Origin of the sequence: Shewanella sp. GD04112 (assembly GCF_029835735.1) — a bacterium.
Classification (GTDB): domain Bacteria; phylum Pseudomonadota; class Gammaproteobacteria; order Enterobacterales; family Shewanellaceae; genus Shewanella.
On sequence record NZ_JAOEAL010000001.1, the window covers coordinates 3,853,428 to 3,868,619 of the forward strand.

Here is a 15,192-nt window from a genome sequence, read left to right on the forward strand (position 1 = left end):
TAATTAATTAAAAAATTAGCCACATAAAAGACAGACTTTGTACTTATTCGAAAATCGCTAACGCTTCCGATGGGGCATCCCTTCCCCCCGAAAGCTACGCAGGCGTCCTGTCTGCGTCACGCTATTTTCTTCAACGCCCTTCAGCAACTTCGCAGGGGATAGTGAACTTCTGCAAGGTTAGAGTTAACTTTTCGCACTAAAAGAGCTATGCAAGTTCTGACTTTTATCCTAGATCTTTGCTTACTATGCAATGAGATCTGTTTACACATTCAGTAGCACAAGATAAGAACAGTAGCACAAGATAAGAAAACGACGTCGTCCTAAAACTGCATTCTGCGAAAGTAAAAAAACTCTCTCAAAAACAAGAGCAGCAACAATGCCGATAAAAAAGCAATATCAACCCCGCCACCTCCCGCACTTGAATCTTCTGTCGTCGGAGGCTCAGACGGATCGATCGGAGGAGGCTTAGTTCCATCATCATTAACATTGGCATCCACTATTTTTAAAGAAAATGTCTGACTGACACGATTAATACCATCATCTACGAAGATAGTTATAGGATTGGTTGCCTTTGCATTATCAGGAATTACTCCTTTAATATATCCATCAGCGGTAACACTCATCCAGTTTGGTTTATCTTCCAAGCTAAATGTCAACTTATCAAAATCCGAATCAATAGCTCTCACTGGAATATTAAAATGATCCCCAGCCGCATAATATAATGTCAAATTCATATCTACATTTGGCGGGGAATTCGCCCAGTCACATCGTTCATAAAATGTACAATCAGGATCGATCAAAATGAATTCATCAAGAAAACCAGGAGCACTACCATTATACATAACACGACCGGATGAAAATTTAGGAGTAGATATATCAGAACGGGAGGAATCAGGAAACATATCCAAGAACTTCACTTTCAATGTTTCATTGTCAAAAATAAAAAACTTATTTTGACTGCCAGAGTCAAATTGAGTAGACGCGCGACGATAATATCCATAAATATATCTTTCATCAGTATTATACTGGCCTTTAACTAGTGATAACTGATGAGTTACGCCATCATTTACATATATCTCACCAAAACTCCCAGCCTTGATGTAATAGACCTTGTATTCATCCATGGGGCTTAGTTGCTCAGACCAAAATAAAACTGTTTCACCAACAAAGGCCAAATTCTGAATGCCATATGGGAATGGTATCAGGGTTGCATCATAGACTAAATCAATATTACCAGTCATCACATTCAGTGAATACAGCATACTATTCGCAAAGTAATAATATTTTCCATCATATTTATTGAATGCGATGTTGCGACTAAGATCGACAAACGGTGATTTATCTTCTGGTATAACCGATAAACTTCCATCGTTACAATCTAACAAGGATAATTTAAATCTATAATTTTCGTCAGCATAAGATATTAAAACTTTACCAAATGTTTTTGAACTGAATTCAATAGAAGCAACATACTCACTATTAAACAGTTCTCTGCCTTGCTGAGAAATAAGCTTCACATGTTGATTATGATCTATATACTTTGAAAAAAGTGTCGAATTTCCACACTGATATTGTGGTTCGACAAAAGTACCAGCCTTAAAGTCATAAAAACCTACCGCAGTTTTAAGATATTTACCATCAACAACAGGATTAGCATCAATAACAGAATTAAGATTTAAATTTAAAAATTCATTCGCTAGTCTTATTTTATCTACTGGAGCAGTATTTTCTTGATTAAGTCTAAAAAGTAAAGACTCATCGTTAACGTCAATTTTCACATAGTAATAACTTCCATCACCAATAACTCCATTAAAATAAAAACCACACTCCCCCCCACATTTAACAGGAAAGTCAATATAAGCCATCTCTCCTCGAAAATTTATATGGCCAATCTTATTGTTTTTTCTATCATTAAAAACCCATCCATTCGATACAGGAAAGTAATTATATTCGGAGGTATCACTTCCACCATCGAGATAATACCTTGAATCTAATCTAACTAAATTAACCTTATCAGTAAAACTGTACATACCAAAAAATGGGAAATAACCAATTGAAATTACATTGCCATTGATCTCGTAAAATTGAGCAAGGTCTTCTGTCTTATCGACAAGAACGAAACCTGCTGGCCGTCCATATTGATCAAAATTATTCGAGTTTCCAGAAACCTTTGTTAACTTTAGATTATCTAATTTGAGTTTATAGATTGAAGTGCGCCATTTTTCTGAATCAACCATTGGTGAATTGAAGTCCACTAAATTAAACATAAAGTTTGAATCTGAAACGTATAAAGATTCAAATGTTCTATAATCAGACTCGAAAATAAATCTTGACTTTTCTGTTACAGGGTCGAAAATCAGTATGTTGTTTTTTTCAAAACGAGTTCCATAGGAGCTATAATCTCCATTCTGCCATTGATCAACTACAGCTATCAATTCACCTGCAGAATTAAAGCCGATGAAATCAGCATAGACATAGCTATTTTTATTATAGTTTATGATCTTTTCTATTTTTTTACTTTGTTTTCCAATAACGACCACACAAGAGTTTTTCTTAAATGTCCTTGATTCCATCAAATCATTTTCATCATCACTCGATATATAATAGCTATATTCATTCTCAAAAATATTAGAAAAAGAGAAGAATGTAACCATATCTGATTTTTTAGCACCACAGGCAATGTCGCCATTAAGGCTGAGAATATTTTCAATACCATCATCTGTCAGTTTTGAAAAAACAATATCAGAACCAATTTCACTCAAAAAGAACATCGAATTTTCATTGTAATTATAGGTTACATTGCGCTTCAATCTATCAGGACTTTTAATTTTCTTCATACTCACTTCATGAGTATTCTCTATAGTTCCATCTGTCACAACTGAGTCTATAAACCCTTCTGCAGAGATTTGAGAATTTCTTTGTTGTGTAACACTATAACGACCTATTCTCGCAATATCATATGTACTATTAACGCCAGAATAGATTACAGTCTCTTCTCCTGAAATTTGTCGTTTAACGATTTCATTAACGTTTTGATGTACGATTCCATCATCATCGACTCTTATTATATTATTAACTGATATAATCCTAGTAGATTTAATAAAATCATCAGTAAATATTTTTTTAGTATTGACAATTGTACCATCTGTCTCAAAAAGACCTTTCTCTGCCGTAAATACAGCCTTATCTTTACCTATTCGTCTTAAACCATTAATTAATCCTGTAGTATTTGAAGCACTAAGTTTTTTGAAGTTTCTATCTAAATTAGAATAAGAATATAATTGTCTACTCCCATTAGAATCAACAGCCGTAAAAACTAATCTATCACCTAGAATCAGTGCCTTTTCCTCAAAATCAGTAGGATTGACACTTGGAATAACGAATTCACTGTCAGAATCTAGATATGATAGCTTATCAAATTTTGGATTTGTATTTACTACTTTATAGCCCACAGCGATACTTGTCATACTGGTTAGCAGACCACAAATGGTTACTGCAAAAATTGTTATTCTCATATCCTTTCATCCTTGAGAAAAATCAAAACACATACCAAACAAAAAAATCACAATTAATAAACAAGTTATAATAACTTACCTCATACGAGTATGGAAGATACATATGTTGTGCAAATTCAATCTAAAATACTCAGGCAAGTAAAAACTCGGAGGGACACATTTTATGCTTAAAAGTTGAATAACTCACAAGCCGAAGGAATGCCCCTAGTTACCGCGCGCATTTGCGTTCGTTGTGTGAGCGAGGCATGGTCGCTCTCGTGCATCTGATCCATAGGGAAATGGTAAAATGTCAGGGTGATGCATGGAACATCATTGACCATGCACTTCACAACATTCACGCATCCTGCCTATCAGATGGCAAGCTAGCTTTCGCAGGTGCAGGGACGCATCCTTCGGAAGCGATAGCAAATTTGCCAATGATTCTAAGGGGCTTTCAACTCCGTTAGGGGCGGCAAGGATTCTTATTAACAAAGAGGCAAGAGAGAATTGCTGTTGCTCCCCCCTTGGTCGACTCTTGTTTAACAATCAAGGGAGAAGACCCACAACTTTGATTTATGGTAGAAATATCGACTACTTTATTGCGGAAGTACCAATTCACCAGAGTCATACGCCTTATCAAATTCTGCTTTGGCATCGGCTTTATGGTTTAGGCAGTTGACCATATGCTCATCTGACTTATAGTTTTTGCAGTCTTCGGGGACGATGTAGTATTTGCGCCATGCTTCAGCTTTACGTATGCGTGCGGCTTCGTTTTGCTGGGCGATACGTTGTTGTTCCGCAGCCTGTTGCATTGCAATTTGTTGCTTTTGATATTCAGCAAGCTGACGCTCTTTTACAGCTTGTTGGCGAGCTTTTTCTCGCTGTTGCTGCTGTAGCGCGATTTCATTTATTTCTTGCTTAACCCGATATTCGACGTAGCTTAGATAGCCAATTCGTACTAACAAAGTAACCAAGCTCGCTAGCAAGATCCCTAAGGTAATCTGGAGTACTAGTTTCATCGCTGCTCACACTAACCTAACTAAACTGAACCCAATGCTTTATCTGTAGCAGTCACTAACTCGGTTATAAATCGAATACACTTATCCACTTCATCGCGCTTAATAATCTGAGGGGCTCCTATTTCGACCTGTGCACGATGAACCGCATCTCCACGCTTTTTTAGCCAAGTATTAAGGTTTTCTCTGGCTTGTTTAGGGATATAATTCGGCCATTTCCAATGCTCTGTAACATCAACCCCGAAAAACTCTTCAAAAATTTGCTTAGTTTTAGCCGAGTCAGGGTTATGAAACATTTTCAAGCGGGTAGAAAACTGCTGCTCCATAAAGTTTCCAATTTGACACCCTTTTAATGCACCAAACTTGTTGTTGAAAAGTTCTGTAGCAACATCTTCTACATAGGTTTCCCAAGCAGTCATAGTCATGATCAAAGCAGCTCTTTTTAATGCCTCTGGTGCAGCCTTGCCTTGACCAGCATTAAGGTTGTCATAGCATTCGATTAAAACTCGCGCATCACCAATTGCACGCTTAAATGTATTTAGAGCAACAGACATTTTATTCCTTAGCTAAATAGTAGCCATAAAAGTAACAATCTGAATTTTAATAAAGTTTTTTGAATAAACACTAATACCAAGAGTTGCGCCAATACCCTGCGAAGTTGCCGACGAGCGTTGAAGAAATCACGTGAGCGAGGCATGGATGCCGAGCTAGCTTTCGGGGTACAGGATGTACCATCGGAAGCGTTAGTGATTTTCGAATAAGCGCTAGGCCAGTAACTAATGCATGTAACTTCGCTAGGGGAGTCTTGGAGCATCCAAGGAGGATAGGACGAGCAGTCCTCCTTGGTCGGGTGTGGGGTGAAGCCCCACGACCTTGATTCATCTCGGCCGACAGGCCGCAAAAAACTGATAATTGGCAGTGATAACATTGCCAATTCGCGACGCCCAGCAAACCAGCACTATCAAAATGTTTTAACTTTGTCGTTCGACAAAGCTTCCCATAGCTACCGCACTTGGCTAACAGTCATTAGCCAACGATGGTAAGGGCTGGATTCTTCAGGAGGCGTTTCTAGCGAAATAAAGATACATCTTCCTGATGCAAGTGAACTGAACCGAGGTCACGATTAAGTTTCATCCTTGTTAAAAACCTAAGATAACGTTCTGCTTAATATCTGTCTACCACTTTCACATTACAAATTAAGTAGTTAAGTGATGACTAATCTTGGCACTTAGCTTTTAAGAACAAGCTTACAACTCCATAGCCTAAGGAATACACCATCCCCTCGGAGTTGCCGCAGGGCAAATAGACAAATTGCGTGAGTCTCGCCATGGATGGCGAGCTAGCTTTCGCAGGTGCAGGGACGCATCCTTCGGAAGCGATAGCAAATTTGGCTATAAGCACAAGGGGCTTTCAACTCCGTTAGGGGCGTCTTGGAGCATCCAAGGAGGATAGGACGAGCAGTCCTCCTTGGTCGGGTGTGGGGTGAAGCCCCGCGACTTTGACTTATCACAGCCGATAGGCCGCAATAAACAGATAACAGCAATATGATCTAGTGTGGGGTGAAGCCCCACGACTTTGGTTTACCTCGGTCGATAGACCGCAAATCAAACGTTTCTCAATTGCCGTTCGGCAATCCCTAACCTTGTAGGTATTTCCCAAAAAAATCCAAGGTTCTTGCCCATGCGAGCTCGGCGGTTGGCTCATCGTAGCGAGCGGTGGAATCATTATGGAAACCATGATTCACATTGGGATAGAGATAGGCAATATACTCGGCCTTGTTAGCCTTTAATTGGGTTTCGTACTCGGCCCAAGTGTCGTTAATCCGTTGATCTAACGCGGCAAATTGCAACATCAGCGGGCCTGTGACTCGGCTGCGTAACTCTGTTGCCGCTGGAGTGCCATAAAAAGGCACGCCCGCTGCTAGCTCATCGGGAATGCTGGCGGCGAGCATATTGACTATATAGCCGCCAAAGCAGAAACCGACGGCGCCGAGTTTGCCATTACTCTGGGGGTGGGCCTTTAAAAAGCGGGCGGCGGCGATAAAGTCCTGCTCAATTTTGGATCTGTCGAGACTGGCTTGCATGGCACGGCCCGCATCGTCATTGCCGGGATAGCCGCCGAGGCTATAAAGCGCATCGGGGGCAAAGGCGATATAGCCTTTGGCCGCTAAGCGGCGTGCCACATCTTCGATATAAGGATTCAGGCCACGGTTTTCATGCACCACTAATACCACGGCGGCTTTTTTAGTGGGGTCCAAGGTATTAGGATCGCCCGCCTCTTTGCCAGGAATTAGCATGGAAGTTGGCATCACTAAATAACCGCGACCTTCGCCATAGCCCTCGGGGGAGGGAAACTTCACATAACTGGCTTGAATGCTGGGATCGTTAAAGGAGACTTGCTCGGCTAAGGCATAGTTGGGCATGAGTGCGCCAGTGAGCGTTGTCATGGTAAACCCCAGTGCCACAAGGCCTGCGAGGCGAGCCATAAACTCGCGGCGGTCGATGATGCCGTGGGCATATTCATCGTACCAATCGAAGGCCTCCTGCGGGATAGGCTGGGCAGCTGGCGCGTTATTGTCGGACTTGGGTTGTGGGCTCATCGTTCTTTCTCCATTGAACAAGCTACCACAGGTTTATCTTCCCTAGCTTGTGAGTTATCTAGCGGCGTTAACAAGAGTAAAGGATGAAGCCTGATTAGGGCAATCGGCTTTCTCGCCTTAGGCCGATATTCATCATGCAAACTTACGACTGATCTTGCCCCCTGATTGGCATGAGCTTTTTATTCCCTAGGGGCTTTTTTGTGTATAATGTCGCCAATTTTCGGATTAATAGATTTACATTTCAATAACATAAGTTGCCAATGGAGTTCAGATGGCTATAGGGATATGCAGGGTAATTTGTACCACTCTCACGCTCACGGTTGGGTTAACGGCGTGCGATAGCGCGGGCTCCAATAAATCGGGGCGCATCCCCAGCGCACGCGAATATCAGGTGATTTCGACCCTCAGCATTAATGACGGTATCGAAACCCAAAAGAACATGCAAGGGCGCGTGCTACTGAATTACCAGTTGCAGGATGCTCAGGGTAAAGCGACCAGCTTAACCACCCCATTGACCAATGATGCCCACTTCTTCGTTCAGCCGAGCCTGATGCAATTAAGCGATCACGCCCTGCCTATCCCCATCAGCAATATCGATCCAAAAAACAGTGGCAAAGAGCTCACCTCCATCATTCAAGCGGGCTTTAATCTCGAGCTGAAAAATGGTGACAACAATCGGCTCACGCCCGTTACCCAGATAAATCAGAAGGATATCGCCGAGCTATTTAACCGCTGGACGAGCCTTAAGTCCCTATTTGAGCAATCGCCTACCCTGCCCGTGCAGCTTGAGCCCCGCGTGGGTTATAGCACCAGCGCCCCAATGGATGAGCGGTTAATCTGGACGGTTGAGCAAGTCAGCGACGATAGATTGCTGGCGGTGTTACAGAACAAACAGCAACTGGGCGAAAACAGTCACCTTAAGGTCTATGGCAAGTTCGAGCTTAACCGTAAAACCGGTTGGTTGGAGAGCATGGCGCTATTTAAACAGGATGAACAGCGGGGAAGAACCTTTATCCAGCGCATCGTTATGGCGCCTAAGGATCGCCCCGATGTGATGAGCCTACTTTGGTATGCAGATGACAACTACGATACCGAGCGGGATATTGATGATAGGCAAAAGGAGCTTTATCCCATCAGCGATGTGCCGCGGGAATATAAGCCTACCGACAAGGCATTTATCCAATCCTTATTAGCTGATCACCAAGGGATTATTGATAGTATTGGCGACTGGGGCAGCGATACTCCCGAGGAGATCCAACTGCGCTTTGTGCATGCCATGAGTCCGCAATATGTGGTCGGCAATATGCGCTATGAGGATATCACCGCCTTTGATGAGAGCGGAAAAGCGTTAGATCTCGACTTCTGGCAACACAGCACGGGGGCGGCGGTCAATTTCAGCCGCAACGTTGAGTCATCGACCAATATTATCGCCACGGGGTGGGATAACACCGCCGATAAACTCAAGCGGATGAGCTATATCAGCGCTAAGCTCACCTTAATCCCCGAGGCGAATAACATCATCGAAAAATCTTGGGACGAACTGCTCGCAGCGGCCTATACCTTTGGCGATGCCAGCCTCACGATTCAGCCCCTAGATGCCAACGCTAAGCTATTTAAAGTGGTCATCAAGCAGAGCAACAGCCACAAGATCCACCTCGGTCTTCAGCAGTTAACAGGCAAAATGGCCCATGCCCGCCCCGAGTCTGAATATCCCGAGTGGCTCACCCTGACCGATAAAGAACTGCTAGCGGAGTTGACTGGTGCCGATGAGAGTCATCAACAGACGACCAGCGCACTGCTCCTTAAGTTAGACGAAATCCCAAAAACCCTAGTGCTAGTGACGAGTCAACCCCAGCCAGAGCTCACTCAAAGCAAGCAAATCCGTTTTGTGCCCGAAGCTGAGTACAACCAAAATCTTGCCAATCCCCTGAGTGAGTTTGGCAGCGTCAGTATGGGCGACTCCTTCTCGGATAAATTGGCAGAGGCAAAGCCTGAAATCAGTGCGGTGAAGGATATAAAAACGGCGACTGAAAACGGTCACAACTTATATATCCCCATGTCTGCTGCGTTAGCGACGGCCTGTAAGCCCGAGATAGCACAAGGTTTTAATGAAGGTACACAGGCGGTGACTTGGCAGTTTGTGCCCAATGGACCCGAAGGCGCGGCTTACCATTTGATGACGCCCGACCGCGTGCGCCAGTACTTCTACGATAGGCGCATTCAAGGCACTATCCATTGCAAAGGCGATATCCGCTGGCAAACCTTGGCGCAATCCGTCACCGAACGCCCTTGGTTAATCGATTTGCAAACCTGGCTGACCGATACGGGTTATGGCAAGGAGCCGAGTAAAGATTTACCCAATTACATCAGAGTCGAGAATGCTCAAGGCAAGCCACTAACGATTCGTTTGCCCGAAGAGACAGAGTATAGGATTGATGAAGTACTGTTAGATGGCCGCTATTTAAGTGTCACAGGCGCCGCCGCTAAGGTGAGTTATATGACTATCTCCCAAGATTCCGTCGATATTCCCTATGAATTCACCTTTAAACCTTTGCCTTAAGGAGCGGTTATGCGTCCATTTACTGTAAAACTGCTCCTAGGAGCACTCGCCCTCATCAGTACCCATGCCAATGCAGAGAAGGTATTACTCGATGCCCATTGGAATGTCATCAAGGATGAGAAAAAAGCGCTGTACTATTTTGAGCAACCCGTTGATCTGACTGATGGCTACTATAAGGTCGAGGTTTACTACAAAGAAAAGAATAGGCTTTTCTGCTCAACGGCCATTGCCGATAAAAATATCGGCAAGGCACTCACCAGCGAGCAATTTCGCGGGCCTTATCAATGTTACTTCGACGATGGAAACCCCTACGAACAGGGCTTTCGCAACGGGCAAGGTCAGCTCGATGGCCTAATCAAAAAGTACATTGCCACGGGCCAGTTATATACTGAGTCGCACTATGAAAATGGTGTAAAACAAGGCCAAGAAACGGGTTATTGGAATGGCGGCAATATCCGCAACAAAACCACCTATAAAGATGGCCAAGCCGTCGGTATCAGCGAAAATTTTAGCCCCGAAGGAGAAGTCACCGCCAAAATCTGCCATGACCCCACCTGTGTCAGCCAATATTTTAATCTAGGTAAACTCAACCGAGAGGAACATAAGATTGATGGGCTACTGCAAGGCACAGAGACCACTTGGGGGCTAAATGGGCAAGTCATCTCCACCCAAGAGTGGTTTAAGGATAAAAAACACGGCGACTACTTTAGCTATTTTGACAATGGCAAGGTAGAGCAGCACTTTCAATATCAACAGAATTTTAAGGTCGGTGAGCAGCTCACTTATTTTGAAAATGGCCAGCTCAAATTAAAGGAAGTCACCAACGATAAGGGCGATGTCATCCAGGTTATCGAATACGATGACAAGGGTGAGATTAAACGCACTACCGACAGCAAATACCAAGGTAATCGCTGGGTTTATCGCAAACAGCAGCGCTATCGCGACGGCCAATTGATTGAGACTCACGAAGAGGACAAACTCAAAAACGGGTCGCTCTCTGAAACCTTTAAAAAAGGCTTGTTAATCGAGCGCCAAGAGCGACTCAATAAGCAATTGAATGGCTTACAGATCAAATCCTTCGACTACAACGATGTCATCACCCTCACCCGCGAATATTATCAGGCGGGTAAGCGTGAAGGCGCCTATGAGACGGTGAAAATTGAGCCTGCCACGGGCAAAAGTCAGCTGGTAGAGCAAGGTCAGTATGCCAAGGATAAACAAGCTGGCACTTGGAAGAAATATCAGGACGACGCCACCCTCACCTATAGCCACGATGATAATGGTGAGCTCCACGGTGAATACCTTAACAAGAGCAATTCAGGCCAGTTGCTTGAATCTATGCACTTTAAACATGGCAAGCCCGATGGTTTAGTCCAGCGTTACGCCAGTAATGGCCAAGTGTATGAAAAAGGCGAATATCGTAATAACCTGCGCCAAGGCGATTGGGTATTCACCGATAATGAATTCCAATATCGCCCAAGGCCGAATCCTGAAAGACGCTCTTGGCATGGCCGTTTTGAGCAGGGTAAGCAAGTCGGCCACTGGGAATTGCGTACAGTCGAGGATTATGTGCTCGAAATAGCCAACTATGACGACCAAGGTAACTTGCATGGTAAGCAATACCAGTTTGAGAATAATGGCTCGATACAGGTGATTAATCATTACAATCACGGCCAATTTTTAAATCAGGAAACACCGCCGCCCGTCTTACCCGTTGAAGATAGCGTGTTTCCTTTTTATTAACTCAAGCCTGTGGCTGTAAGCTGTTTAGCTTAACGCCATTCGCGTACACTAACTCGCTGTGCACTCAGCCAAAGTGCACAGCATTAACGTATTATAAACGTTAGGATTCTTATACTGGTCGCCATTGTGCGGCCCTAAGACCCAGAGCAAAGGATCAGCATGTACAACACGCCATTTCGCCTTATTAGCCTCGCCATTGCCGCAACTAGCCTAGTCGGCGTCCATGCACAGGCGGCGCAAAACCTCTCCTCCATGATGGTCGAAATTCGCCAGCAGGACGGCATTCCCAGCTATTACAATCTCGCCACTGGCATGCCCTTAAATGGCGACATTGCCATCGTTCGCGATAACCAAGGTTATACCTTAGGGCAATTTTCGCAGGGGATACCGAATGGGAAATGGCAGGTATTTCATACTAATAACAGCCGAATCGTCGAAGGTAACTATCAACTGGGTTACCAAGATGGCACCTGGCGACTGTTCGACTTAGATGGCGACCTAACCGAGGAGCAGCAATTTGCCAAGGGAGTCCCCGTTGACGAATGGAAGGAATTTAACGCCACGGGCAATGTTACCCAAAGCACCCTCTATAAAAATGGCCAAAAGTCTCAGGTAAAACGTTTCTTCCCGAGTGGCAAATTACAGGCGCAAGAAAGCTACCTCGATAACCTTCGCCACGGTAAATGGGAAAGCTTTTATGAGAACGGCACCCTCTCCCAAAGCCAAACCTACGCTAATAACCAACTCTCTGGCCCCTATCTCGAGCAAAATGCCGAGGGCCAAGTGGTCGTTCATGGGCGTTTTGATGCTGACGGTCGCCGCCAAGGTTTATGGGAAACCTTTTTCGACGATGGCACTAAGGCCAGTGCCAGCCAATTTAATCTCGATAAACTCGAGGGTGAAGAACGCACCTTTTATCCCAGTGGCGAACTGGCGAGCTTGTGCCACTATCAGGCGGGACTGCGCCATGGTAAGTGTCAGCAATTCAATGAACTGGGTAAACTCCAAGTGGAGGAGCAATACCTCAACGATGTACTAGAGGGACGCCAGCAATACTTTAATCTTGAGGGCGTACTGACCAGCGATTTGAACTACAAGCAGGATATGCTCGCTGGCACGCAAAAGTATTTCCATTCCAACGGCCAACTTAAAGAGCTGCGAACCTATCAAGACTCGCAACTGGCCGATAATGGTCAATATCCGTTGCATGGCCCTTCTGAGCGCTATGATGCGGACGGTAATCTTATCGAAAAAAGCAGCTACAACATGGGCTTAAAGGATGGATTATTTGAGCGCTATAACGGCGGAAAACTGCAAACCGCAGAGGTGTGGAAGCTAGGTCAACGGGACGGAGAATTTCGTCGTTACCACACCAATGGCCAACTACGCAGCTTAGATGTGTATGTCGATGGCAAACTCACTGGCCGCTCCGAATCCTACTATGAAGATGGCTCGGTGAATGAGCGCGGTGAGCGCATCGAAGGCGCTTGGGTTGGTAAGTACGAATCCTTTTACGACAATGGCAAGCCCAGAGAACTCGCCCACTACGCCCGCACAAAACCAGATAACAGCAATAGCTATCCCCTCGATGGCCACTTTAGTCGCTGGTACTACAATGGCGATCTTAATGAGGAAGGTGAATATAAAGCAGGCTTAAAAGAAGGGCTGTGGATCCAATATCAACAGGGGCAAAAACAGAAAGAACAGAGCTTTGTTAACGGCAAACTCAATGGCGACTACGCCGAATATTATCAAGGTCGCCGCCGCGTCACCGGCCAATATGAGGATAATCAAAAAACCGGTCTCTGGATTGACTACCGCTACGAAGCCAAAGACCCAACCTACGGCGCGATCCCTGAGGGCAATATCAGCCAGAAAACCCATTGGAAGGACAATAAGCGCCATGGCACCAGCGAGTACTACAGCTTTAAGCAAGTGGTTTATCGCTTAGAAACCTTTGATAACAATGATAAAACAGGCACCTATGCCGAATATTATCCTAACAATGGCCAGCTCAAACTCAGCGGCACTATGGATAAAGGCAAGCAAACGGGTCTGTGGGAAAGCTGGTATGAGGATGGCATTTTAGCCGCCAGCAGCGAGTTTTTAGATAACCAACAACAGGGCAGCAGCAAAGAGTATTACAGCAACGGCCAGCTCAAACTCGAAGCCCAATACACTAAAGGCGAGCTCGACGGCGAGCGCAGGGAATACCATCAAAATGGCAAACCTAAACTGACTGAGACTTGGTTGAAGGGTCAGAAGGAAGGCGATGCCAGCTATTACCACACCAATGGCAAACTGGCCGAACAGGGGAGCTTTTTACGGGATCGTAAAGAAGGTTTGTGGCAACAATTTTGGCCCAATGGCGAAAAACGCAGTGAGGGCAGCTATATTGCCGATCGCCAAGCGGGAGATTGGAATAATTACGATCAGCTCGGCAAGTTGATCAATACCGAGCACCATGGCTAAGACATTGACTTAGCCAGCATGCGGCTTGCCTGAATCTGCGCACAACATCGACTAAGTCAAAGGTATTAATCGAGAACTGGGGTTTGGAATAAAAAAGCGATCTCGCTCAAAAATTTATGCCTAACCCCAAATCTAAAGGATTATTCATGCAAAGTGTGCCATAACCAATGTCTATACTAACGGCCTTTTTCCGCTTTGGATCAACTGCCTATGAAGACATTTATCAAAGACGAATTTGCCCTGCTGCTCGGAATACTCACTTTAGTATTCTTTAAAATGGGTGGCGATAGCTTGCTGGCCGATGGCACAGCACTCTCAACTTATATTCCCGTTTCACTCGCCCTGCTCGGAGTAGTGACTTGGGCGATTTTCTCCGTGGTGCGTCATTCGGACGCGCTTGCCATCAAGCTCGGTGACCCCTATGGCACCTTAATTTTAACTCTGTCGGTGATTTCGCTCGAAGTCGTGATGATTTCTTCGGTAATGTTAACGGGCGAGCCAACCCCCGTGATGGCAAGGGATACCATGTTTGCCGTGGTAATGTTAATTATCAACGGTTTAGTCGGTTTCACCCTCTTACTTGGCGGTTGGCGCTATCATACCCAGCACTTTAATTTGGATGGGGTGAAATCCTATTTAGTGGCGATTATTCCCCTCGCCCTGCTCTGTTTAGTGCTACCTAACTTTACCGAGGGTGGCACCATTGGCAGCATGTCCAAACCTATGTCTTGGATGCTGATCATCATCTCGATTTTGCTCTATGGTATTTTTTTAGTGATCCAAACCAAGAGCCATAGCCACTTCTTTGTCGATGCCGACCATGAGGACCACGAAGAGCATCACGGCATACTGCGCAGCAATATCTACCACACAGTGCTGTTGATTGGTTATTTGCTGGTGGTGATTCTACTCGCCAAAACCCTTGCGATGCCAATCAATTACAGCGTGGCCTCTCTAGGTGCGCCGCCAGCACTGGGTGGCTTTATTGTCGCCTGTTTGATCTTATCGCCAGAGGCCGTGGGTGGCTTTAAAGCTGCACTCAACAATCAACTGCAGCGGGCGATGAACCTCTATTTTGGTTCAGTACTCGCCACTATTGCGCTTACCGTACCCGCGGTGTTGATTATTGGCTCTCTTATCGACCAAGAAGTCCACCTAGGCCTATCTGCAGCGGATATGGTGCTATTGGCCACCAGTTTAATGATCTGCAAAGTCAGTTTTAGCAGCGGTCGAACCAATGCACTCCATGGGGCGACCCATATAGTGCTGTTTATCGTGTACCTCTTCCTGATGTTTGAGCACGCCTAA

General features: G+C 44.9%; 8 protein-coding genes. 4 read left to right on the plus strand and 4 right to left on the minus strand.

The genetic code is table 11. The annotated features are described in order from the left end of the window. Window positions 1–320: 320 nt before the first annotated feature. The 4 genes from N7386_RS17050 to N7386_RS17065 form a co-directional block, all read right to left on the minus strand. Window positions 321–3,515: a hypothetical protein gene (locus N7386_RS17050; RefSeq protein WP_279769901.1), complete on the minus strand. Its 3,195-nt coding sequence runs from the start codon at window positions 3,513–3,515 to the stop codon at window positions 321–323. Between the two features lie 575 nt (window positions 3,516–4,090). After that, window positions 4,091–4,513, minus strand: coding sequence for a hypothetical protein (locus N7386_RS17055; protein WP_279769902.1), 423 nt, complete (start codon window positions 4,511–4,513; stop codon window positions 4,091–4,093). Window positions 4,514–4,533: 20 nt separating this feature from the next. Then, window positions 4,534–5,064 (minus strand): HEPN domain-containing protein, encoded by a 531-nt coding sequence (locus N7386_RS17060; RefSeq protein WP_279769904.1) that lies wholly within the window; start codon window positions 5,062–5,064, stop codon window positions 4,534–4,536. A 1,082-nt stretch (window positions 5,065–6,146) separates the two neighbouring features. Further along, complete coding sequence (locus tag N7386_RS17065) at window positions 6,147–7,109, minus strand: dienelactone hydrolase family protein (protein ID WP_279769905.1); 963 nt, start codon at window positions 7,107–7,109, stop codon at window positions 6,147–6,149. Between the two features lie 271 nt (window positions 7,110–7,380). Here N7386_RS17065 and N7386_RS17070 point away from each other — a divergent pair, with 271 nt between their 5' ends. The 4 genes from N7386_RS17070 to N7386_RS17085 all read left to right on the plus strand — a co-directional run bounded on the left by N7386_RS17070 (window position 7,381) and on the right by N7386_RS17085 (window position 15,192). Next, window positions 7,381–9,669, plus strand: a complete 2,289-nt coding sequence (locus tag N7386_RS17070) for a hypothetical protein (protein WP_279769906.1) — start codon at window positions 7,381–7,383, stop codon at window positions 9,667–9,669. 9 nt (window positions 9,670–9,678) lie between these two features. Then, a complete protein-coding gene (locus N7386_RS17075) occupies window positions 9,679–11,412 on the plus strand; it encodes a hypothetical protein (protein ID WP_279769908.1) in 1,734 nt (577 codons plus the stop codon). Window positions 11,413–11,571: 159 nt separating this feature from the next. Next, window positions 11,572–13,884, plus strand: coding sequence for a hypothetical protein (locus tag N7386_RS17080; protein ID WP_279769910.1), 2,313 nt, complete (start codon window positions 11,572–11,574; stop codon window positions 13,882–13,884). 210 nt (window positions 13,885–14,094) lie between these two features. Continuing rightward, the gene (locus N7386_RS17085) at window positions 14,095–15,192 is read left to right on the plus strand and encodes a calcium:proton antiporter (RefSeq protein ID WP_279769912.1); all 1,098 of its coding nucleotides are present in this window, start codon (window positions 14,095–14,097) and stop codon (window positions 15,190–15,192) included.